This is a genomic window from Streptomyces sp. NRRL S-350 (genome assembly GCF_000719705.1).
Lineage (GTDB): Bacteria > Actinomycetota > Actinomycetes > Streptomycetales > Streptomycetaceae > Kitasatospora.
Genome location: NZ_JOHO01000003.1, coordinates 134173 through 155164, shown reverse-complemented (window position 1 = coordinate 155164; position 20992 = coordinate 134173). Strand labels below are relative to the sequence as shown.

General features: G+C 72.4%; 20 protein-coding genes. 11 read left to right on the top strand and 9 right to left on the bottom strand.

Annotated elements, in window-relative coordinates:
• Positions 1 to 2 precede the first annotated feature (2 nt).
• Positions 3 to 2396 carry a PQQ-binding-like beta-propeller repeat protein gene (locus tag IF30_RS0104490; RefSeq protein WP_030232232.1) on the bottom strand — a complete coding sequence of 798 codons (2394 nt, stop codon included), beginning with the start codon at positions 2394 to 2396 and terminating at the stop codon, positions 3 to 5.
• A gap of 447 nt (positions 2397 to 2843) precedes the next feature.
• Between IF30_RS0104490 and IF30_RS0104485 the strand changes: the two genes are divergently transcribed.
• On the top strand, positions 2844 to 3491 hold the full coding sequence (locus IF30_RS0104485; protein ID WP_030232231.1) for a TetR family transcriptional regulator: 648 nt from the start codon (positions 2844 to 2846) through the stop codon (positions 3489 to 3491).
• 279 nt (positions 3492 to 3770) lie between these two features.
• On the opposite strand, the gene IF30_RS0104480 is transcribed toward IF30_RS0104485, so the two are convergent.
• From IF30_RS0104480 to IF30_RS0104455, 6 genes are all read right to left on the bottom strand, one after another.
• Complete coding sequence (locus tag IF30_RS0104480) at positions 3771 to 4715, bottom strand: beta-ketoacyl-ACP synthase III (RefSeq protein ID WP_030232229.1); 945 nt, start codon at positions 4713 to 4715, stop codon at positions 3771 to 3773.
• Between the two features lie 160 nt (positions 4716 to 4875).
• Positions 4876 to 6201 (bottom strand): L,D-transpeptidase family protein, encoded by a 1326-nt coding sequence (locus IF30_RS50515; RefSeq protein WP_051709214.1) that lies wholly within the window; start codon positions 6199 to 6201, stop codon positions 4876 to 4878.
• Between the two features lie 127 nt (positions 6202 to 6328).
• Positions 6329 to 7492 carry an aminofutalosine synthase MqnE gene (gene mqnE / locus IF30_RS0104470; protein WP_030232223.1) on the bottom strand — a complete coding sequence of 388 codons (1164 nt, stop codon included), beginning with the start codon at positions 7490 to 7492 and terminating at the stop codon, positions 6329 to 6331.
• Between the two features lie 52 nt (positions 7493 to 7544).
• Positions 7545 to 8507, bottom strand: a complete 963-nt coding sequence (locus IF30_RS0104465; protein ID WP_030232220.1) for a threonine ammonia-lyase — start codon at positions 8505 to 8507, stop codon at positions 7545 to 7547.
• Positions 8508 to 8510: 3 nt separating this feature from the next.
• Positions 8511 to 8969, bottom strand: a complete 459-nt coding sequence (locus IF30_RS0104460; protein ID WP_030232219.1) for an Lrp/AsnC family transcriptional regulator — start codon at positions 8967 to 8969, stop codon at positions 8511 to 8513.
• Positions 8970 to 9088: 119 nt separating this feature from the next.
• A complete protein-coding gene (locus IF30_RS0104455) occupies positions 9089 to 9763 on the bottom strand; it encodes a UbiX family flavin prenyltransferase (RefSeq protein ID WP_030232216.1) in 675 nt (224 codons plus the stop codon).
• Between the two features lie 66 nt (positions 9764 to 9829).
• Here IF30_RS0104455 and IF30_RS0104450 point away from each other — a divergent pair, with 66 nt between their 5' ends.
• From IF30_RS0104450 to IF30_RS0104425, 6 genes are all read left to right on the top strand, one after another.
• A complete protein-coding gene (locus tag IF30_RS0104450) occupies positions 9830 to 10582 on the top strand; it encodes a cyclase family protein (protein WP_030232214.1) in 753 nt (250 codons plus the stop codon).
• 75 nt (positions 10583 to 10657) lie between these two features.
• Positions 10658 to 11374 carry an MOSC domain-containing protein gene (locus IF30_RS0104445; protein WP_030232211.1) on the top strand — a complete coding sequence of 239 codons (717 nt, stop codon included), beginning with the start codon at positions 10658 to 10660 and terminating at the stop codon, positions 11372 to 11374.
• A gap of 254 nt (positions 11375 to 11628) precedes the next feature.
• Positions 11629 to 12015, top strand: a complete 387-nt coding sequence (locus IF30_RS0104440; RefSeq protein WP_030232209.1) for a GntR family transcriptional regulator — start codon at positions 11629 to 11631, stop codon at positions 12013 to 12015.
• Positions 12016 to 12069: 54 nt separating this feature from the next.
• On the top strand, positions 12070 to 12966 hold the full coding sequence (locus IF30_RS0104435) for an ABC transporter ATP-binding protein (RefSeq protein WP_030232206.1): 897 nt from the start codon (positions 12070 to 12072) through the stop codon (positions 12964 to 12966).
• The gene (locus IF30_RS0104430; protein WP_030232203.1) at positions 12963 to 13961 is read left to right on the top strand and encodes an ABC transporter permease; all 999 of its coding nucleotides are present in this window, start codon (positions 12963 to 12965) and stop codon (positions 13959 to 13961) included. Before IF30_RS0104435 ends, IF30_RS0104430 begins: the two co-directional genes overlap by 4 nt.
• A gap of 164 nt (positions 13962 to 14125) precedes the next feature.
• Positions 14126 to 14920 carry a hypothetical protein gene (locus IF30_RS0104425; protein WP_030232200.1) on the top strand — a complete coding sequence of 265 codons (795 nt, stop codon included), beginning with the start codon at positions 14126 to 14128 and terminating at the stop codon, positions 14918 to 14920.
• 32 nt (positions 14921 to 14952) lie between these two features.
• On the opposite strand, the gene mqnP is transcribed toward IF30_RS0104425, so the two are convergent.
• Both mqnP and IF30_RS0104415 read right to left on the bottom strand, forming a co-directional pair.
• Positions 14953 to 15849 carry a menaquinone biosynthesis prenyltransferase MqnP gene (gene mqnP / locus IF30_RS0104420; RefSeq protein WP_030232196.1) on the bottom strand — a complete coding sequence of 299 codons (897 nt, stop codon included), beginning with the start codon at positions 15847 to 15849 and terminating at the stop codon, positions 14953 to 14955.
• Positions 15849 to 17306 (bottom strand): menaquinone biosynthesis decarboxylase, encoded by a 1458-nt coding sequence (locus IF30_RS0104415; RefSeq protein WP_030232194.1) that lies wholly within the window; start codon positions 17304 to 17306, stop codon positions 15849 to 15851. Before IF30_RS0104415 ends, mqnP begins: the two co-directional genes overlap by 1 nt.
• A gap of 92 nt (positions 17307 to 17398) precedes the next feature.
• Between IF30_RS0104415 and IF30_RS0104410 the strand changes: the two genes are divergently transcribed.
• The 4 genes from IF30_RS0104410 to IF30_RS0104395 all read left to right on the top strand — a co-directional run bounded on the left by IF30_RS0104410 (position 17399) and on the right by IF30_RS0104395 (position 20981).
• Complete coding sequence (locus IF30_RS0104410) at positions 17399 to 17818, top strand: PLD nuclease N-terminal domain-containing protein (protein ID WP_030232193.1); 420 nt, start codon at positions 17399 to 17401, stop codon at positions 17816 to 17818.
• Positions 17819 to 18300: 482 nt separating this feature from the next.
• Positions 18301 to 19902 carry an acyl-CoA carboxylase subunit beta gene (locus IF30_RS0104405; RefSeq protein WP_030232190.1) on the top strand — a complete coding sequence of 534 codons (1602 nt, stop codon included), beginning with the start codon at positions 18301 to 18303 and terminating at the stop codon, positions 19900 to 19902.
• A 74-nt stretch (positions 19903 to 19976) separates the two neighbouring features.
• Positions 19977 to 20186 (top strand): acyl-CoA carboxylase subunit epsilon, encoded by a 210-nt coding sequence (locus IF30_RS0104400; RefSeq protein WP_030232188.1) that lies wholly within the window; start codon positions 19977 to 19979, stop codon positions 20184 to 20186.
• A 180-nt stretch (positions 20187 to 20366) separates the two neighbouring features.
• Positions 20367 to 20981: a ScbR family autoregulator-binding transcription factor gene (locus tag IF30_RS0104395; RefSeq protein WP_037898958.1), complete on the top strand. Its 615-nt coding sequence runs from the start codon at positions 20367 to 20369 to the stop codon at positions 20979 to 20981.
• The last annotated feature ends 11 nt before the right edge of the window (positions 20982 to 20992 follow it).

Sequence of the window (20992 nt, the reverse complement as noted above, 5' to 3'; positions counted from 1 at the left end):
GCTCAGCGGGCGGGCACCGCCGTGCCGTAGAAGGCGTCCAGCGCGTACACGCAGCGGTCCTTGGAACCGACGAAGACCCGCCCGCCGACCGCCACCGGGGAGCCGGTGAGCTCGCCCTTGGTGCCGAGCTCCCAGCGCAGCTGACCGCTCGCCAGGTCCAGGGTGTGCAGCGAGTGGTCCCGGCTGCCCAGGTGCACCAGGCCGTCGGCCACCGCCGGGGAGCCGACGATCTCGCCGCGGGCGGTGTAGCGCCAGCGCTCCCGGCCGGTCGACGCCTCGAAGGCGTACAGCACCTCTCCGCTGCCGACCAGCACCATGCCGTCCCCGACCACCACCGGCTCGGCGCCCTGGCGGCTGCCGGTGACCCCGCGCCAGCGGTCCAGCCCGGTGGCGGCGTCCAGCGCGTAGACGGTGCCCAGGTAGTCGGCCACGTACACCGCGTCGGCGTCCAGGGCCGGCGGGGTGAACAGCACCACCGGGGCCTCGAAGCGCCAGCGCTCGACCCCGCTGGCGGCGTCCAGCGCGTACACCCTGGTGCCGGCCGTCACGTACAGCACGCCGCCGCGCTCGACCGGGTGCGAGGGCACGTCCTCGCCCACCGGGAAGGACCAGCGCAGGCCCGCGCCGCGCGGGTCGACGCAGCGCAGCCGCCCGGCGCCGTAGTAGTAGGCGGCGCCGGCCACCAGGACCGGGCCGGACTGCGGGCTCTCGTAGTCCTGCTGGGCGTCGTCGGCCCGCCACAGCTCGGCGCCGTTGGCCGCCGAGCGCAGCTGCACGCCGCCGCCCCTGATGCCGCAGCAGAGCACGCCGTCGGCGGCGGAGAGCGAGTAGACCCAGCCGTCCAGTGAGGTGCGCCAGCGCTCGGCGCCGTCCGCGGCGTCCACGGTGTACAGGTGCGGGCCGTCCGCGGCGTGCACCCGGCCGGCGTCCACCGCGAGCGCCCAGGCGACGTCCCGGGTCTTGTAGCGGCGCTCACCGGAGGCGATGTCCAGCGCGTGCACCTCGAAGCTGGAGACGAAGAGCGTGCCGTCGGCGATCAGCGGGGTGCCCCAGACGTCGTTGGACATCCGGAACCGCCAGGGGCGCCAGCGGGCGGCCTGGGCCGGCAGGGCCGGCGGGGTGGGGGCCGCCCGGCGGACCCAGTCGGTCGCGGCCGGAGCGGTGTTCGAGCCGGGCTGCTCGTGCTCGGCCCGCGGCCCCGGGCCTATCCGCACCGAGGCGCCGGACAGCCGCACCTCGACGGCGGCGCTGTCGGCGGGCGCGCGGTGCCGGTTCGAGGAGGCGATCTTCGCGGTCGCGACCTCGGCCTCGGCCTCGACGGCCCGGCCCGGCGCCGGCACGCTGTGCACCGGCCCGGCCGGCGGCTGCGCGTGCCGGCCGGGGTTGGTGCGCGGGTCGGCCGGCCCGTGGGGCGGCGGGCCCTGCGGGTGCGGCGGGGGCGCGTGCGGGGGCGGTTGCGGCGGCTCGGCCGGGCCCGGGGACGGGCGGGGCGCCGGCGCGGTCGGGCGACGGCCGCGCCGGCGCTCGATCAGTTCCAGCGCGTTGGCCGGCAGCCAGTCCCCGGCCTCGCCGGAGGCGTCGTCGCGGGAGAACAGGTGCGGGGCCAGTTCGGCCTGGATCTGCGCCGGGGTGGGCCGCCGCTCGGACGCCTGCTGCATGCAGGCGCGGACGAGGTCCATCAGCTCGGGCGGCATGCCGGTCAGGTCCGGCTCCTCCCGCAGCAGCTGGAACACCGTCTCGACCGGGTTGGTCCCGCGGTAGGGCGGGTGGCCGGTGGCGCAGAAGACCATCAGCGAGCCGAGCGAGAAGACGTCGCTGGCGCCCCGGACGGTCCGGCTGTCCCGGGCCTGCTCGGGGGACATGTAGGCGGGGGTGCCGACCGCGACGTTGGTCATCGTGAGCCGGGTGCTGGACACCCCTGCCGCGATGCCGAAGTCGATCACCTTCGGGCCGTCCTCGACCACCAGGACGTTGGAGGGCTTGAGGTCGCGGTGGATCAGCCCGGCCGCGTGGATGGACTGCAGGGCCTCCGCGATGCCGGCGACGAGCCAGCGGGTGGCGTCCACCGGCAGCGGGCCGCACTCCTCGACCAGGTCCTCCAGCGAGGGCGCCGGGATGTACGCGGTGGCCAGCCAGGGCACCCGCGCGTCCGCGTCCGCGTCCACCACGGCCGCCGTGTAGAAGCCGCCGACCGTCTTGGCCGCCGCGATCTCACGCGCGAAGCGGACGCGGAACAGCTCGTCCTCGGCCAGCTCCCCCCGGACGGTCTTGATGGCCACCCGCCGCCCGGACGCGGACCGCGCCAGGTAGACCAGCCCCATCCCACCCGCGCCGAGCCGCCCCAGCACCTCGAAGGGCCCGATCCGCCTCGGATCGTGCGCCGTCAGCTGGTCCACTCCGCTGCCACCTCCCCGTTGTCCGCACCCGCCGCGTGGTGCCGGACCCGATTCTCCAATGCCGCCCGCCGCATCTCCAACCTCCCCCACCCGAGGAGACCGCCGCCCCGGACCGGACGGTGCGCCGGACGGGCCCCCGGTCAGCGAGGACGGAACGGCCGGATTCTGACGTTCGGTCCGGCCGTGACTTGCGCCGACCGGCCGGACCGTCCACTTCCGGACGGCACGCCACCGACACATGACCCGTCACGCTCTGTCACACGACCACCCCTCAGCGGACTCGCCGTCACGCTGTGAGATCAAAAGCACACGGGGGGGCTTCAACAGCGCCTTCGGGGGCCGGTGAATATCCGCCCGAAGGGGTTCATGCCGCTATACCAACCCCCGTGCGGAGTAATAGTCGCATCACCGAATCGCGCCAAGATCGTGCCACGGTAAGCTGACGGCATGACAGGACAAGTTCGCACCGTCGACGGTCGCGTCGCCGGGCGACGCGGACAGGAGACGCGGCAGAAGCTGCTCGACTGCCTCCGCGAGATGCTCAGCACGTCGCCCTATCGGGACGTCAAGGTCATCGACGTCGCCCGTATGGCGGGTACCTCCCCCGCGACCTTCTACCAGTACTTCCCGGATGTCGAGGGCGCAGTCCTCGAAATCGCCGAGGAAATGGCCAAGGACGCCGACACCCTCAAAGAGCTGGTGGCCGGAAAGTCCTGGGCAGGGAAGTCCGGCCCGACCACTTCGGAAGAACTGGTCGACGGATTCCTCGCCTTCTGGCGCAAGAACGACGCCATTCTCCGAGTGGTCACGCTCGGTGCCGCCGAAGGGGACAAGCGGTTCTTCAAGATCCGCATGACGGTCCTCAACGCGGTCGCCAAGCCACTCGCGGAGGCCGTCAGGGAACTCCAGGGGAAGGGGCAGGCCGACAAGTCGCTCGACCCCAACGCCGTCTCCGGGGCCCTGGTCTCGCTGCTCGCCTCGGCGGCCGAGCACCAGAAGGCCTTCACCTCCTGGGGCGTCAAGGTCAAGGACCTCAAGCCCAACCTCGCTCCCTTGGTGTACCTGGGCGTCACCGGAAAGAAGCCGCCCAGGTAGCCGACTCCGACCCACCAACCGCTCCGCGCGCAGCCCCGGCCTCCTGTCCGGGGAACGACGGACGGCGGCCGTGTCCTCGGGGGAGGTCCGCCGACGTGCCGCACGCGCGCCAGACATGCCGGTGGGCGGGCACCCCTCACACGGGGCGCCCGCCCACCGGCATTCGTCGTTCGCGGCAGCCTTCCGAAGCCCGCCGATGTCTCCGATGTCTCCGATGTCTCCGCAGTGTTCCTGGCAGACCTCTCCGCCGGTCCGGTACCGGTACCGGACTGGCGCTCCTTACGGGCAGCGCACCACCTGGCCGGCGTAGGCCAGGCCGCCGCCGAAGCCGAAGAGCAGCACCGGGTCGCCCGGCGAGAGCTCGCCCCGCTCGACCAGCTTGGAGAAGGCCAGCGGGATGGAGGCGGCCGAGGTGTTGCCGGAGTCGACCACGTCCCGGGCGACCACCGCGTCGGCGAGGCCCAGCTTGCGGGCGATCGCGTCGATGATCCGCAGGTTGGCCTGGTGCGGGACGAAACCCCTCAGCTCCGACGGGTCGATACCGGCCCGCTCGCAGGCCTGCCGGGCCAGCGGGGCGAGCTGGGTGGTGGCCCAGCGGAACACCGCCTGCCCCTGCTGGCTGATCACCGGATCCCAGCCGGTGATCACCACGGCGTCGCCCTTCTCCGGCTGGGAGCCCCAGACCACCGGCCCGATCCCGGGCTCGGCGCCCTCCTCCTGGGCCTCGACCACCGCGGCGCCCGCGCCGTCACCGAAGATCACACAGGTGGAGCGGTCGGTCCAGTCGAGGGTGTCGGACATCCGCTCGGCCCCGATCACCAGGGCTCGGCGGGCCGCACCGGCCCGGATCGCGTGGTCGGCGGTGGCCAGGGCGTACGAGAAGCCGGAGCAGACCGTGTTGATGTCGTACGCGGCGGGCGCGCGCACCCCCAGCCGGGCGGCCACGGCGGCGGCGGTGTTGGGGCTCCGCTCGATGGCGGTGCAGGTGGCGACGACGACGAGGTCGATGTCCTCTGCCGTGCGGCCGCTGTGGGCGAGCGCCTTCTGCGCGGCCTCGGTGGCGAGGTCGACCAGGCTCTCGCCTTCGGCGATGTGCCGGGTACGGATGCCCACCCGGGTGCGGATCCACTCGTCGTCGGTGTCGACGAGCACCGCCAGGTCGTCGTTGCTGAGGACCTTGGGGGGCTGGTAGTGGCCGAGTGCCACAATGCGCGAACCGCTCATGCTGCCATGGAACCGGGTTACCCGCTGGTCAGCGGGGCACGACCGGCGACAGGATCCGACCCCGCGATCTGTAGGAGATCGACAAGGGGCCAGGTGGGGAGCCGCCGGCGGCCGCCCGCGGGGCGGCGGGGCGCCCCCGGGTGGGGGCCGCGCAGCCCGGTCAGGTGGCCAGCGTGGTCGCGTCGCCCATCACTATCACCGGGTGGGCGGCCGGGTCCAGGGTCCGGATCAGCTGGGCCATCTTGTCCTCGGGGATCGACACGCAGCCGTGGGTCGGGCCGTCGTGGTCCACGTGGAGCCAGATGCCGCCGCCCTTCTTGGGGCCCATGGGGCGGCGCATGTCGAGCGGGGAGCTGCCGGCGACCCGGTTGTAGTTGATCGCGACCACGTAGTCGAAGGAGCCGGCCAGCTGGTCGCCGAAGAAGCCCGTACCGGACACCACGAAGCTCGGGTCCTTGTCGTACGGGAGCTTGCTGCCCGGGTCGTCCTTGCGGCCGCCCGCGTCACTGAGGCTGTAGACGCCGATCGGGCTGCGCAGGTCGCCCTCGTTGTGGTCGGCGGTCCAGCCGTTCTTGCCGTTGTGGCCCTGCCAGGTCTCGCCGGCCAGCCAGCGGCCCTCGGGGGTGCGGGTCCAGAGGACCACGGTGTTCTTGTCGGTGTTCCGGTCCGCGCCGGAGGCGACCAGGACCTGGGCGGTCTCGGCGGGGATCTTCGCGGTGAAGCTCGCACCGAGGCCGGGTATCGCGGCCACCGAGGCGTCCTGGCGGGTCTGGCTGCGGTCGGCGGCCGGGGGCTCGGACTGCCGGTCGGAGGCTATCCGGGCCGCGGCGGGGGCCGCGCCGGGCCGGTCGGGCGTGCTGACGCCCTCCGGGCCCGGGCCGTCCGCGGCGGCCAGGCCGGGCTTGGCGTCGTCCTGGCCGACGGTGTACCAGCCGGCGGCGGCCGCGACCAGCAGGGCGGTGCCGGCCATCACGGCCTTGCCGTGACGTTTCGGCTTGGCCTTGCGGCGCCGGCCTCGGGCCGCGGTCCGGGCCCCCACGACGGGGGCGGCGGACGCCAGGGGCACGACGGGGGCCAGGGGCTCGGGCTCCGGCTCGTACACCGGCTCCTGACGGAACGGCTCCGGCTGCTGGTGGAACTGCCCGGGCTGCTGCTGGTGGAACCGGTCCGGCTGCTGGTGGAACGGCTCCGGCTGCGCCTCGTACGACCGGAACGGCTGCTCGTACGCCTCGGAGTACCCGTCAGGGTCCTGCCCGTACGGCTGGTACGCGCCGTGGCCGTACGGCTGTGCCTGCTGCTCGTAGGGCTGCTCGTACGCCTGCTCATACGGCTGTTCGTAGGGCTGCTCGTAGGGCTGCTCGTACGGCTGGTACGGGGTGTACGCCTGCTCGTACGACTGCTCGTACGGCTGCTGTGGCACCCCGTACTCCGGCTCCTGCATCGGCTGGTACGGCGGGTACTCGGTGGCGCGATGGGAACCGGACATGCTGTCGATCCTGCCAAACGCCCTACCCGTTGGTAAACCCGGGTCGCGTGCGGAGGCCGTGAAGACAACCGCCGCCCGGGCCGCGGGGCGGCTCGGGCGGCGGGAAGTCCGCAGGTCGGAGGGCAGGTCAGAGGCGCATCGCCTGCGGGGCCTCGCGGCGCATCGGGTCCGGGCCCTCGTACTCGCGGATGATCTCGTAGCGGGTGTTGCGCTCGACGGGGCGGAAGCCGGCGTCGCGGATCAGGCCGAGCAGGTCGTCGCGGCCGAGCTTGTTCGGGGTGCCGAAGTTGTCCGCGTCGTGGGTGATCTTGTACTCGACCACCGAGCCGTCCATGTCGTCCGCGCCGTGGCTGAGCGCCAGCTGCGCGGTGGCGACGCCGTGCATCACCCAGAAGACCTTGACGTGCGGGACGTTGTCGAAGAGCAGCCGGGAGACCGCGAAGGTCTTCAGCGCCTCGGCTCCGGTGGCCATCTCGGTGCGGGCCATCAGCTTGTTGCGCACGACGCCGTCCTTGGAGTCGTGGAAGTCGTGCTGGTAGCGCAGCGGGATGAAGACCTGGAAGCCGCCGGTCTCGTCCTGCAGCTCGCGCAGCCGCAGCACGTGGTCCACCCGGTGGCGGGGCTCCTCGATGTGGCCGTACAGCATGGTGCAGGGCGTCTTGAGGCCCTTGGCGTGCGCGAGGCGGTGGATCCGCGACCAGTCCTCCCAGTGGGTGTCGTGGTCGACGATGTGCTGCCGGACCTCCCAGTCGAAGATCTCCGCGCCGCCGCCGGTCAGCGACTCCAGGCCGGCGTCGATCAGCTCGTCGAGGATCTCGTCGGCGGACAGGCCGCTGATCTTCTCGAACCAGTGGATCTCGGTGGCGGTGAAGGCCTTCAGCGAGACGTTCGGCAGCGCCGCCTTGAGCTCCCGCAGCGAGCGCGGGTAGTAGCGCCACGGCAGGGTCGGGTGCAGGCCGTTGACGATGTGCAGCTCGGTGAGGGAGTCGACCTCCATCGCCTTGGCGAGGCGGACGGCCTCCTCGATGCGCATCGTGTAGGCGTCCTTCTCGCCCGGCTTGCGCTGGAACGAGCAGTACGCGCACGAGGCGCTGCACACGTTGGTCATGTTGAGGTGGCGGTTGACGTTGAAGTGGACGACGTCGCCGTTCTTCCGCGTCCGCACGTGGTGGGCCAGCCCGCCCAGCCAGGCCAGGTCGTCGCTCTCGTAGAGCGCGATCCCGTCCTCGCGGGTCAGCCGCTCACCCGCGTAGACCTTCGCCTCCAGCTCGCGCTTGAGCCCTGCGTCCATGCGGTGCCCCGCCTCCTCCGACGTTCGGTTCGTTGCCGGAACGAGCGTACGCCTATGCCGAGAGCAGCTCTGCGAGCAGTGCGGGTTCGATGTTCCCCCCGCTGACCACGGCCGCCACCGCCTGGCCCCCGGTCTCGGCGGCGCGGTGGAAGTAGGCGGCCGGGGCGACCGCGCCGGACGGCTCGGCGACCAGCCGGCCGCGGCGGGCCAGCAGGGCGACGGTGGCGCGGATCTCGTCCTCGGTGACGGTGACGATGTCGTCCACGTAGGCGGTGATGTGCTCGTAGGGCAGCACGCCGACGGCCGGGGTGCGCAGGCCGTCCGCGATGGTGCGGTAGGTGTCGGCGACCGGCCACTCCACCCGGCGCCCCGCCCGCAGCCCGGCCTGTGCGTCGGCGGCCAGCTCAGGCTCCACGCCGATCACCCGGATGCCCGGGCGGGTGAGCTTGAGGGCGGCCGCCGTCCCGCCGATCAGGCCGCCGCCGCTGACCGGCACCAGGACGGTGTCCAGTTCGGCCGGGGCGTCCTCGGCGATCTCCAGGCCGACCGTGCCCTGGCCCGCGATGACGAACGGGTCGTCGTACGGCGGCACCCAGACGTAGCCGTGCTTCTCGGCCAGCTCGCCGGGCAGGGCGTCCCGCTCCGCCGGGGACACCAGCAGCACCTCGGCGCCGAACGCCCGGGTGGCCGCCACCTTCACGGCCGGCGAGGTGTCCGGCATCACGATCACGGCCTTGATGCCGAGGATCCGGGCCGCGTACGCCACGGCCTGCGCGTGGTTGCCGCTGGACTGGGCGACCACGCCGCGGGCCCGCTCGTCCGCGGTGAGCGCGGCCAGCCGGTTGTAGGCGCCGCGGGTCTTGAAGGCCCCGGTCGGCTGGAGGTTCTCGGGCTTGAGCCAGAGCTGCCGCTCCCCCTCGGCCGCCCAGGGGGCAGGGACCAGCGGGGTCCGCACGGCGACCCCCGCGATCCGCTGCCGAGCGGCTCGCAGCTCCTCCAGACCGACCAGTGCCATACGTCACTCTCCTTCGGGAGGGAGTTCGCTCACCCGGTTCTCCCACTTCGTGGAGAGTACGACGGTGGTACGGGTGCGGGCCACGCCCTTCGTGCCCGAGATCCGCTTGACCACCGATTCCAGGCCCGCCACGTCGGCCACCCGGACCTTGAGCATGTACGAGTCGTCACCGGCGATGAACCAGCAGTCCTCGACCTCGTTGAGGTCCTTCAGCCGGAACGCGACGTCCTCGTGGTCCGCCGCGTCCGTGAGTTGAAGGCCGATCAGGGCCGTGACGCCGAAGCCGAGCGAGGCCGGGTTGACCGTCGCGCGGTAGCCGGTGATCACTCCGGCCTGTTCCAGGCGGTTGATCCGGTCCGTGACGCTCGGGCCGGAGAGTCCGACCAATCGGCCCAGCTCGGCGTAGGACGCACGGCCGTTCTCCCGGAGCGCCTGGATGAGCTGTCTGTCCACCGTGTCCATATACCGTCCGCGTCCTTCCGAACCTCGCCAGACCCACAGATCATTATCCGGATTCAAAGGCGCCGTGCGCCGACCGACCCGGATATCGCAGAGAAGATACTCTCCCGCCCTCGCGCTCCTTACTCCCCCTCAACCGGAACGCCGCGCCCGCCGCCCGGCCGGCGGGCCGCCGCCCCCAACTCCCCTTCCCAGCGCAGGTACAGGGAATGCGGCACGTCAACGGCATCCAGCACCCTTCCGGCCACGAAATCCACGAGTTCGCGCACGGTGGAACCACCGGCGTAGAAACCGGGCGAAGCGGGCAGCACGACCGCGCCCTGCGCGTCGAGCTCCACCAGGTGCTTCAACGTCACCCCGTTGAGCGGCGTCTCGCGCACGCACACGACGAGCGGACGGCGTTCCTTGAGGGTGACGCTGGCGGCCCGCTGCAGCAGGTCCTTGCTGAGGCCGAGCGCGATCCCGGCCACCGCCCCGGTCGTCGCGGGCACCACCAGCATGCCCTTGGCGGGGTACGAGCCGCTGGACGGGCCGGCCGCGAAGTCCCCGGCGGGCCAGTAGCGGACGTCGTCCAGGCCGTCGTCGCTCCCCAGCCAGGAGCCCAGGTCGGCGCGCCAGTGGGCGTCCCGGAAGGCGATGCCGGTCTCGTCCAGGATGGTGAGCCGGGCCGCCCGGCTGACGATCAGGTCCACCGCCTCACCGGCGGCCAGCAGCGCCCGGATCACCGACGCCGCGTACGGCGTCCCCGACGCACCCGAGACCCCGACCACCCACGGCTGACGCTTCGCAGTTCCCATGGGGCATTTCTATCCGGCTTCCTCCGGCGGGGCCGCATCCGCGATCGCCCTGGAAGGATGGGGGGCATGGCAGCGACCCTCGTCGACCTCACCCATCAGGTGACCACCGCGATGCCGGTCTACCCCGGCGATCCGGCCGTCCTGCTGGAGCCCGCGCTCACCACCGCCACCGCCGGGGTGAACGTGCTGGCCCTGCACCTCGGCTCGCAGTCCGGGACGCACGTGGACGCGCCGTACCACGTGGACGTCACCTGGCCGACCCTGGACGGGCTGCCGCTGGAGCGGTTCACCGGCCCGGCGGTCGTCGCCGACCTGCGCGGGGCGGCCCCCCGGGCGGCCGTCACCCCCGAGCTGCTGGCGCCGGCGCTGGAGCGGGCCGCGGACTCCGGCGAGGGCACCGTGCTGCTGCTGGCCACCGGCTGGGCCCGGCACTGGGGGACCGACGCCTACCTCGCCCACCCCAGCCTGACCCGCGAGGCCGCCGAGGCGATCGTCGCCGCCGGGGTGCGGACGGTCGGGGTGGACGCGCTGAGCGTCGATCCCACCCCCGATCCCGGCCCGGGCGACCCCACGGTGGCCGCGCTGCTCGCCGACCTCACCGACGAGCACGACCAGGGCACCGCCGACGAGCCGTCGCTCGCCGCGCACCGGGTGCTGCTGGGGGCGCCCGGCGGCGGTGTGATCGCCGAGAACCTGACCGACCTGCGGGCGCTCCTGGCGGCCCAGGACGCCGGCCGGCCGGTGGAGGTCTCGTTGTTCCCGCTGCGGCTGGTGGCGGCGGACGGCGCGCCGGTGCGGGCGGTGGCCCGGCTGGGCTGATCCCGCCCCCGCCGCCCCACCCGTACGCCACTTGGTCTAGACCATCCCCCGGTGGCGCCAGTACGCTGTCCGGCCATGGCTGAGATCATCGGAGTGATCGAGCGACTCTGGCGCTACCCCGTGAAATCCACCGGCGGCGAGCGGCTCGACTCCGTCGAGGTGGACGAGCGCGGCCTGGCCGGCGACCGCCTCTACGCCGTCCGCGACGCGGCCGGGAAACTCGGCTCCGGCAAGAACACCCGCCGCTTCCGCCGGATGGACGGCCTGCTCCGCCTCTCCGCCCGCCTCGGCCGCCGGATCGACGGCCCCGAGCTGTTCGACCCGCTGGGTCGGCCGGTCGACCGGCCGACCGCCTTCCTGCGGGCCTACCTCCAGCGCGAGGACGTCGAACTCGCCCGCGAGGACGCCGTCTCGCACTTCGACCAACGGCCGGTCAGCGTGCTCACCACCGCCACCCTGGACTGGGTCCGCGAGACCGCCCCCTTCACCGCCGTCGACGAACGCCGGTTCCGCCCCAACCTCGTGCTGCGCACCCCGCCCGGCACCCCGCCCTTCGTCGAGGACACCTGGTTCGGCCGCCAGGCGCGCGGCGAGGCCCCCGACAGCGCCCGCCTCGCCTTCGTCACCTCCAGCGAGCGCTGCGCGATGACCGGCGCCCCACAACCGGGGCTGCCCCGCGCACCCGAGATCCTCAAGGCCATCGTGCACGCCCACGACGGCCGCCTCGACGCCCTCGCGGAGGTCGCCGCCCCCGGCCGGCTCCGGGTCGGCGACCGCCTCACGCTCGACTGACGACCAGTCAACCGGCTCCCGTGGGGAGTCGATCAGGCAGAACGGGTGCCCGACCGGGACGGCGAAGACGCTCTACCCGCCCGCGCCGCACAGCCGGACGGCGGCACGCTCGCCCACAGCGGTCCGGACGACGCCGCCAAGTCCGCGGCGGGCGCCGCCGCGTCGGTCGACCCTCGGGCAACCCCCTTCCTTCCTTGACCACTTGACCTCCACGGCACCATGCTGTCTTACTGTCATAAGACAGGAGAACAACAGTGATCGAGTTCGTCCTCGACGGCCGCTCACGGGTGGCCACCTACATGCAGCTCGTGCTGCAGGTGAAACAGGCACTGCGAGTCGGGCTGGCACAGCCCGGCGACCAACTGCCCAAGGTGCGCGAGGTGGCACGGGCCCTGGCGATCAACCCCAACACGGTCCTGAAGGCCTACCGGGAACTGGAGCTGGAGGGGCTGGCCGAAGGACGGCCGGGCGTCGGGACCTTCCTGATCGGCACGCTGGCCGGGCCCGCGCTGGCCAACCAGGCCGAACTGCGCGAGGACCTGGTGGTCTGGCTGCGCAAGGCCGAGGCCGCCGGGCTCGCCCACGAGGACATCGCCGCACTGATCGACACCACGGTGCGGGCCACGCTCCACCGACCGTGACCCGCCAGGGCGCCCCGCACCGGCCGGCACCCACGAGACCACCAGGGGGAAGACATGACGGAAGTCGCGCTGGAGACCCGAGAGTTGGGCAAGAGATACGGCAAGTCATGGGCGCTCAAGGGCTGTTCACTTCGACTGCCGGCCGGGCGGATCGCCGCACTCGTCGGCCCGAACGGCGCGGGCAAGTCCACCCTGCTGCACCTCGCCGTCGGCCTGCTGGAACCGGACGCCGGACAGGTCCGGGTGTTCGGACGGAATCCGCGCGGCACCACCGAGGCGCTGGCCGAGATCGGCTTCGTCGCCCAGGACACCCCGCTCTACCCGGACTTCACCGCCGCCGAGCTGATCACCATGGGCGGCAAGCTCAACCGCCGCCGCTGGGACCGGACCACCGCCCAGGACCGGCTCGACCGGCTCGGCATCCCCACCGACAAGCCGGTCGGCACCCTGTCGGGCGGCCAACGCGCCCAGGTGGCACTGGCACTCGCACTCGCGAAACAGCCGCGACTGCTGCTCCTCGACGAACCGGTGGCCGCCCTCGACCCGCTGGCCCGGCACGCGTTCATGCAGGAGCTGATGGGAGCCGTCGCCGAGAGCGGCACCACCGTGCTGCTCTCCTCCCACCTGCTCGCCGAGCTTGAGCGGGTCTGCGACTACCTGGTCGTGCTGCAGACGGCGCGGGTCCAGCTGACCGGCCCGGTCGACGAACTGCTCGCCGAACACTGCACGATCGTCGGGCCTCGAATCGGGACGGAGGCCGTCCCCGGGGTGGCCGCGGTCGTCCGCGCCAGCCACACCGAACGCCAGTCGACGCTGCTCGTGCGTACCGACGGGCCGGTGGACGAGAGCGTCTGGACCGTCCACGAGGTGACCCTCGAAGACCTCGCCCTCGGCTACCTCGGCACGGCCGACGCCGCCGCCGACGACACCGCCCCGGAGGTGGCCGCGTGATCTGGCTGACCTGGCGCCAACACCGCAAGCAGGCCCTGTGGACGGCGATCGCGCTGGCCGCGCTGGCCGCCCTGGTGGTCCCCACCGGCCTGTCGATGCGCTCGGCCTTCGAAGACTCCGGCCTGGGCGCCTGCCTGCGCGGGCTCGGCCACGCCGAGCTGGTGACCGGCGGCGACTGCCACGCGCTGAGCCAGCGGTTCGACAACCAGTACGGCGGGATGGCCTACGTCGCCATCCTGTTCGTCCTGTTACCGGTGCTGGTCGGCCTGTTCTTCGGCGCCCCGCTGGTCGCCCGGGAGGTGGAGAACGGCACCCACCGGATGGTCTGGACCCAGGGCATCAGCCGCCGCCGCTGGATCACCACCAAGTTCGGCCTGGTCGGCGGCACCGCCCTGGTCCTGTCCGTGGTGTACGCACTCGGCGTCTCCTGGTGGTTCGCACCGCTGGCCGACGACGGCCTGGGCCGGTTCCGCTACCTGGTGTTCGACATCAACGGCACCGCGCCGATCGGCTACACCCTGTTCGCGGTGGCGCTCGGCATCTTCGTCGGCACGCTGTGCCGGAAGGTACTGCCCTCGATGGGCATCTCACTCGCCGCCTTCCTCGCCGTCCGGGCCGCCGTCGAACTGCTGGCGCGACCGCACTTCCTGCCGGCCAAGACGCTGAGCTACGCGGTCGACAGCCCCGCGATGGCCAACCGCTTCGCCGGGGACTGGATCAACGCCAAGGGGCTGCGCAACGGCCTCGGGGAACTGGTCATGGCGGACGCCCAGATCAGCTGCGGGCCGGCGGGCGGTGCGGGCAGCGGGGGCAGCGCCACGTGCACGGCCGACCTCGCCGGGCAGGGCTTCGGCCCCGCCCCGTACACCAACTGGCAGGAGTACCAGCCGGCCGACCGCTTCTGGACCTTCCAGGCGATCGAGACGGGCCTGTTCCTCGCTCTCACCGCGCTCCTGCTGTTCCTCGCCGTCCGCCGGATCCGCCGGATCGCCTGAGGCGTTCAGGCCTCCGGCCCGCTCCCCGAACCCGCCCCGGCGCCGGACGGCACGCGAAGGTCCCTGGGACACACGGGAGTTGGCGCGCGCCGGGTAGACGATGGCGCATGGACCCTAGACCCGCACGCATTGGGCGTCTCATCTTCCTCGATTACGTTCGAGACATGACAGACAGGCGAGTTGACGAGGTCGCGCCCGTGCTGGCGGTCGGCGCCTCCGGAACGGTCGGGCGACACGTCGGGCTGCAGCTCGCGGCCACCGGGGTGCGGGCCCGGACGCTGACGCCGCGGGCACTGCTCGACCCCCAGTCGCTGGAGGCGGCGGCGCAGGGCGTCGGCGCGGTGCTGCTGGGGTGGCCGTTCCCGACCGCGGAGGGGGCCGCCGAGGCGGTGGGCGTGCTGGCCCGGGAGGTCGGGCGGGTGGTGTTCCTGGCATCGGCCCGCCCCGGCCCGCCGGAGGGCGAGATCGAGGCGATGCTCGCCGGGAGCGGGGTCCGGCACACGGTGCTGCGGGCGCACGGGTTCGCCGCCGCGCTGCAGTGGGCGGAGGAGATCCGCGGCGGTGGCGTCGTGCGGGGCTACGGCGGCGCGGCGCGGCTGAACCCGGTGGACGAGCGGGACGTCGCGGCGGTCGCCGTCCGCGCCCTGGTCGAGGACGGCCACGACGGTGCGCGGTACGTGCTGACCGGCCCGGAGTCGCCGACGCAGGCGGAGCAGGTCGGCATCATCGGCCGGGCCGCCGGGCGGCGGGTGACGTGGGAGGAGATCCCCCGCGAGAGCGCCCGCCGCCGCCTGTGCGCGGCCGGCCGGCCCCCGGCGGCGGTCGACGGCATCCTGGACCTCGTCCAGGCCCGCATCGCCGCACCGGAGCCGGCCACCACGACGGTCCAGGACCTGACCGGCCACCCGGCCCGGAGCTTCCGTGCCTGGGCCGCGGACCATGCCGCGCTGTTCCGCTGACCGCCCGCCGCCGGTTCGGCGGCCCTGCCGGATCAGGTTCCGAGGCCGCGGACCACCAGGTCCACGAGCGCGAAGAAGAACAGCGAGATCCCCACGAAGCTGTTCGTCTGGAAGAAGGCGCGGTTGAGCCTCGACAGGTCGTTCGGCCTGACGATGGTGTGCTCGTAGACGAAGGCGCCCGCGACGACCACGAGGCCGACCCAGAAGGCCGCGCCGGCGTCCGTGCGGAGCCCGAACCAGCCCAGCAGGAGCGTCGTGAGGACGTGGCAGGCGCGCGCGCCCCGAATCGCCGCCGGCACGCCGAACCGCGCGGGCACGGACCGGACGCCGTGCTCCCGGTCGGACTCGACGTCCTGGCAGGCGTAGATCAGGTCGAAGCCGCCGATCCAGATGCCGACCGCGACACCGAGCACGACGGCGTCCCAGGACCAGCTGCCCGTCACCGCGAGCCACGCGCCCACCGGGCCCATCGCCTGGGCGACGCCCAGGATCGCCTGCGGGAAGTCCGTGAACCGCTTGCCGTACGGGTAGACCACCATCGGCACCACGGCCACCGGCGCGAGCGCCAGGCAGAGCGGGTTGAGCATCGCCGCCGCGCCGAGGAAGACCACCAGGGCGACCGCGGACCCGACGTACGCGGTCTTCAACGACACCGCGCCGGTGACGAGTTCGCGCGACGCCGTGCGCGGGTTGCGGGCGTCGATCTCGCGGTCGATGATCCGGTTCGCGGCCATGGCGAAGGTCCGCAGCCCGACCATGCACACCGTGACGACGAACAGCTCGCCCCAGTGCACCCGCTCGTCGGCGAGGAACATCGCCGTCAGCGCGGCGATGTACGCGAAGGGGAGGGCGAAGACCGAGTGCTCGATCATCACCAGGCGCAGGAACGCCTTCGTGCGCCCGGGGGTTTCGACAGCAGCCGTACTCATCAGAGCCCGTACTCCTTCCAGCGACGCGACACCAACGCGGCGGTGGCCGGGTCGGACGAGACCATCTCCGGCCAGCCGCCGTCCCGGGTGTACCCCTCCTCGGGCAGCTTGCGGGTGGCGTCGATGCCCGCCTTGCCGCCCCAGAACTGCTGGTACGACGCGTGGTCGAGGTGGTCCACCGGCCCCTCGACGACGGTGAGGTCCCGGCTGTAGTCGACGTTGCCGAAGGCCCGCCAGGCGACCTCCTGGTAGTCGTGGACGTCGCAGTCCGCGTCCACCACGATGATCAGCTTGGTGAGCGACATCATGTGCGCGCCCCAGATCGCGTGCATCGTCTTCTGGGCGTGCTTGGGGTACTTCTTGTCGATCGAGACGATCACGCAGTTGTGGAAGCCGCCGGCCTCGGGCAGGTCGTAGTCGACGATGTCCGGGATGATGATCTTCAGCAGCGGCAGGAAGAACCGCTCGGTGAACTTGCCCAGCGGGCCGTCCTCCGTCGGCGGGCGGCCGACCACGATGGACTGCAGGATCGGGCGGCGGCGCATCGTCACGCAGTCGATCGTCAGGGCCGGGAACGGCTCCTGCGGCGTGTAGAAGCCGGTGTGGTCGCCGAACGGGCCCTCGGGCAGCATCTCCCCGGGCTCCAGCCAGCCCTCCAGCACGACCTCGGCGTCGGCCGGGACCTGCAGCGGGACGGTCCTGCAGTCGACCATCCGCACCCGCTCGCCCGCGATGAAGCCGGCGAAGAGGTACTCGTCGATGTCGCCGGGCAGCGGCGCGGTCGCCGCGTAGGTGACGGCCGGCGGGCAGCCGAAGGCGATCGCGACCGGGAGGCGCTCGCCCCGCCTGGCCGCCACCGCGTAGTGGTTGCGGCTGTCCTTGTGGATCTGCCAGTGCATTCCGATGGTGCGCCGGTCGTGCCGCTGGAGCCGGTAGAGGCCCAGGTTGCGGATGCCGGTGTCCGGGTCCTTGGTGTGGGTGAGGCCCAGGTTGAAGAAGGAGCCGCCGTCCATCGGCCAGGTGAAGAGCGCGGGCAGCGCGTCGAGGTCGACGTCGTCGCCGGTGAGCACGACCTCCTGCACCGGGGCGTCGCCGGACTTCACCTGCCGCGGCGGGACGTGCGCCATGGAGGCGAGCTTGCCGAAGGCGTCGCGGAAGCCGGTGAAGCCCTGCGGCAGTTCGGGCTTGAGCAGGCCGGCGATCTTCTCGGAGACGTCGTCCGGGCCCTTGAGGCCGAGCGCCTTGGCCAGGCGCCGTTCGGTGCCGAAGACGTTCATCGCGAGCGGCATCGACGAGCCCTTGACGTTCTCGAAGAGCAGCGCCGGCCCCTTGGCCTTCTGCACCCGGTCGACGATCTCGCCGATCTCCAGGTGGGGGTCCACCTCCGCCTTGACGCGCTTGAGGTCGCCTTCACGGTCGAGGGCTCGGAGAAACGAGCGGAGATCGTCGTATGCCATGCCTGTCAGTATCCGCCACCCGATAGCCTGGCTCGGTCAAGGGCCCCGGGAAGGCGCCCGCCACTGCCGCCCGCTGGGGGGAGATCGCAGCCATGTTGCGGATTCTGCTGACCATCGTCCTTCCGCTCGCGCTCTGGGTCTGGGCGTTCGTCGACTGCCTGACCACGCCCGAGGACGAGGTGAGGCACCTGCCGAAGGTGGTGTGGGTGCTGATCGTGCTGCTCTTCCCGCCGCTGGGCCCGATCGCCTGGCTGATCGCCGGCCGGCAGCGCGGCTTCCTGCGGACCGCGACCGCCGGCGGGTACCCCGGCCACCCGTCCGCCGGCCCGGGGCACCCCGCCGCTCGCGGCGGGCGCCCGCAGGCGCCGGACGACGACCCGGAGTTCCTCGCCTCGTTGAAGAAGGGCGACAACGAGCACGAGGACATGCTCAAGCAGTGGGAGGCGGATCTGCGCCGCCGGGAGCGGGAACTGCGCGACCGGGACGAGCCGGAGGACGGCCGGAAGGGCTGACGGGAGCCGGGCGGAACGGGGAGCACCTGGTCGGAGCGGTGCGCGCGCTCCCTCCAACAGCCCACGCGGGCCGAGCCCGGGTGGGCTGTGGCGTTTTTGGCGCTTCCCTACGACTGCGAGCCCTCTCCTGCGAATGACCGCCGGTCCGGCACGCGGCTTGAGCGGGCCTTGAGCGCCGCCCGAGACGACTCGTTTACATTACGGAGGGATGGCCCTGACCTGCGCTTTTCCTCATGCTCAGATCATCGGACCATCACCTGCCCGACAACCCCCGGTATTCGAACGATCACCGAGCGCCCCGGCCCCGGTGCGACCGCTTCTGTACAGGCCTGACAGCTAAACGAACTCGACCTTGTACGGAATCGACGCCGAAACCAGCGCACGGCCCCTCGTACAGTCATAAGTGAAGAAAGTGATTCGCGGCCGGGGGCACAGCAGACGTTGGCTGTCGGACAGTTCCCTCACCCTTGGAGTGGTTCGAGATGACGGTTGTGCATGAGGCGCCGGTCGACGGCGAGGTCCCCGAGGTCCCGGCCGACGCCCGCGGTCGGGTCGCCGAGCTGCACGAGCTGCGCGAGAAGGTCCGCCGCGGCCCCAGCGACAAGGCCACCGAGGCCCAGCACGCCAAGGGCAAGCTGACCGCCCGGGAGCGCATCGAGCTGCTGCTGGACGAGGGCTCCTTCCGCGAGGTCGAACCGCTGCGCCGGCACCGCGCCCAGGGCTTCGGCCTGGAGGCCAAGAAGCCGCACACCGACGGCGTCGTCGTCGGCTGGGGCACCGTCCACGGCCGCACCGTCTTCACCTACGCGCACGACTTCCGGATCTTCGGCGGCGCCCTCGGCGAGGCCCACGCCCAGAAGATCCACAAGATCATGGACATGGCCATCGCGGCCGGTGCGCCGCTGGTCTCGCTGAACGACGGCGCCGGCGCCCGCATCCAGGAGGGCGTCACCGCGCTCGCCGGCTACGGCGGCATCTTCCAGCGCAACACCAAGGCCTCCGGCGTCATCCCGCAGATCTCGGTGATGCTCGGCCCGTGCGCCGGCGGGGCCGCGTACTCCCCCGCGCTGACCGACTTCGTCTTCATGGTCCGCGAGACCTCGCAGATGTTCATCACCGGCCCGGACGTGGTCCAGGCCGTGACCGGCGAGAAGATCACCCAGAACGGCCTCGGCGGCGCGGACGTGCACGCCGGCGTCTCCGGTGTCGCCCACTTCATCTACGACGACGAGCAGTCCTGCATCGAGGAGGTCCGCTACCTCCTGTCGCTGCTCCCGCAGAACAACCGCGAGATGCCGCCGTCGGTGCTGAGCGAGGACCCGGTCGAGCGGCGCAACGACGGCCTGCTGGACCTGGTGCCCGCCGACGGCAACCGCCCGTACGACATGCGCAAGGTGATCGAGGAGATCGTCGACCACGGCGAGTACCTGGAGGTCCACGAGCGCTGGGCCACCAACGTGCTGTGCGTGCTGGCCCGGATCGACGGCCACGTCACCGGCATCATCGCCAACCAGCCCCAGTCGCTGGCCGGCGTGCTGGACATCAACGCGAGCGAGAAGGCCGCGCGCTTCGTCCAGATGTGCGACGCCTTCAACATCCCGCTGGTCACCCTGCTCGACGTCCCCGGCTTCCTGCCCGGCGTCGACCAGGAGCACGGCGGCATCATCCGCCACGGCGCCAAGCTGCTGTACGCGTACTGCAACGCCACCGTGCCGCGCATCTCGCTGATCCTGCGCAAGGCCTACGGCGGCGCGTACATCGTGATGGACTCCCGCTCCATCGGTGCCGACCTGTCCTACGCCTGGCCCACCAACGAGATCGCCGTCATGGGCGCCGAGGGCGCGGCCAACGTCATCTTCCGGCGCGAGATCAACGCCGCCGAGGACCCGGACGCCATGCGCGCCCAGAAGATCAAGGAATACAAGAGCGAGCTGATGCACCCGTACTACGCGGCCGAGCGCGGCCTCGTGGACGACGTCATCGACCCCGCCGAAACCCGCCAGGTGATCGCCTCCGCACTGGCGATGCTCCGCACCAAGCACGCCGACCTGCCCAGCCGCAAGCACGGCAACCCGCCGATGTAGCGGCGCGGTCCACACCGCAGCAGGCCGTACCGGGCACCACCTCACACCACAGCCACCGGGGGAGAAACCAGGACATGACCGCTTCCGCCGAACCCCTCGTCCACATCGTCCGCGGCAGCCTCACCGACGAGGAACTCGCCGCCCTGACCGCCGTCCTGATGGCGCGCGCCGCCGCCGCGCAGCAGGCCGCCGCCGCCGCGCCGATGGAGCCGATCGCCACCTGGCACCGGCTGGAGCGCCGCCCGGCGTACTTCTCGCCGGTCAGCTGGCAGCAGGCCGCCTGACGGCCCACGGCCTCCGCCGACGGCCGGTCACCCCGTTCGGGTGACCGGCCGTCGGGCGTTCCCCGGCGCCGCCTGCGGGCAGCTCGGTAGGATGCCTACTGGACGGTATGCCTCCGCCACCCCGTCGGCCCCATAGGATCGGCCGCTGCCGAGGTACCAGAACTTTCCAGGGAGGCTGCGATGGCCAGGCAGGCCCGCGCGCTGGCGACCCGCCAGACGGTACTGCTCGCGGCGGCCGAGGTCTTCGACGAGCGGGGCTACGCCGCCGCCACGATGTCCGAGATCCTGGACCGCGCCGGCGTCACCAAGGGCGCGCTGTACTTCCACTTCCGCTCCAAGGAGGAGCTGGCACTCGCCGTCATCGAGGGGCAGGGCGCCTGGATCGCCGGCTGGCAGCCGGCCTCCGACAGTTCGGTGCAGAACCTGATCGACCTCGCGTACGCCTTCGGCCGCGCCCTGCAGGGCGACCCGCTGGTGCGCGGCAGCATCCGGCTGACGATCGAGCACGGCAGCTTCACCCAGCCGCAGATCGCGGCCTACCAGGGCTGGATGGACCTCGTCCGCGAGCTGCTGGAGCAGGCCCGGGACGACGGGGACCTCCACCCGGGGATCGACCTCGCCGCGGCCGCCGGCGTGATCACCGGGGCCGTCACCGGGATCCAGCTGAGCTCCCAGGTGCTGGCCGACCGGCAGGACCTGATCCAGCGGATGGCCGACCTGTGGACGCTGCTGCTGCCCGGTCTGGTCCAGCCGCACGCGCTCGCCCGGCTGAGCGTGGCCGAGCGCGCCTCCTGAGCCGCCGGCCC

What these genes read in the sequence shown, in the direction of transcription:
- IF30_RS0104465 (WP_030232220.1), bottom strand. Translation starts at nt 8,507, where the DNA reads ATGGCACTGGTCGGTCTGGAGGAGCTGCGAGCCGCTCGGCAGCGGATC.
- mqnE (WP_030232223.1), bottom strand. Translation starts at nt 7,492, where the DNA reads ATGGACGCAGGGCTCAAGCGCGAGCTGGAGGCGAAGGTCTACGCGGGT.
- IF30_RS0104410 (WP_030232193.1), top strand. Translation starts at nt 17,399, where the DNA reads ATGTTGCGGATTCTGCTGACCATCGTCCTTCCGCTCGCGCTCTGGGTC.
- IF30_RS0104450 (WP_030232214.1), top strand. Translation starts at nt 9,830, where the DNA reads ATGGCAGCGACCCTCGTCGACCTCACCCATCAGGTGACCACCGCGATG.
- IF30_RS0104445 (WP_030232211.1), top strand. Translation starts at nt 10,658, where the DNA reads ATGGCTGAGATCATCGGAGTGATCGAGCGACTCTGGCGCTACCCCGTG.
- IF30_RS0104400 (WP_030232188.1), top strand. Translation starts at nt 19,977, where the DNA reads ATGACCGCTTCCGCCGAACCCCTCGTCCACATCGTCCGCGGCAGCCTC.
- IF30_RS0104415 (WP_030232194.1), bottom strand. Translation starts at nt 17,306, where the DNA reads ATGGCATACGACGATCTCCGCTCGTTTCTCCGAGCCCTCGACCGTGAA.
- IF30_RS50515 (WP_051709214.1), bottom strand. Translation starts at nt 6,201, where the DNA reads ATGTCCGGTTCCCATCGCGCCACCGAGTACCCGCCGTACCAGCCGATG.
- IF30_RS0104485 (WP_030232231.1), top strand. Translation starts at nt 2,844, where the DNA reads ATGACAGGACAAGTTCGCACCGTCGACGGTCGCGTCGCCGGGCGACGC.
- IF30_RS0104435 (WP_030232206.1), top strand. Translation starts at nt 12,070, where the DNA reads ATGACGGAAGTCGCGCTGGAGACCCGAGAGTTGGGCAAGAGATACGGC.
- IF30_RS0104480 (WP_030232229.1), bottom strand. Translation starts at nt 4,715, where the DNA reads ATGAGCGGTTCGCGCATTGTGGCACTCGGCCACTACCAGCCCCCCAAG.
- mqnP (WP_030232196.1), bottom strand. Translation starts at nt 15,849, where the DNA reads ATGAGTACGGCTGCTGTCGAAACCCCCGGGCGCACGAAGGCGTTCCTG.
- IF30_RS0104405 (WP_030232190.1), top strand. Translation starts at nt 18,301, where the DNA reads ATGACGGTTGTGCATGAGGCGCCGGTCGACGGCGAGGTCCCCGAGGTC.
- IF30_RS0104460 (WP_030232219.1), bottom strand. Translation starts at nt 8,969, where the DNA reads ATGGACACGGTGGACAGACAGCTCATCCAGGCGCTCCGGGAGAACGGC.
- IF30_RS0104395 (WP_037898958.1), top strand. Translation starts at nt 20,367, where the DNA reads ATGGCCAGGCAGGCCCGCGCGCTGGCGACCCGCCAGACGGTACTGCTC.
- IF30_RS0104425 (WP_030232200.1), top strand. Translation starts at nt 14,126, where the DNA reads ATGACAGACAGGCGAGTTGACGAGGTCGCGCCCGTGCTGGCGGTCGGC.
- IF30_RS0104455 (WP_030232216.1), bottom strand. Translation starts at nt 9,763, where the DNA reads ATGGGAACTGCGAAGCGTCAGCCGTGGGTGGTCGGGGTCTCGGGTGCG.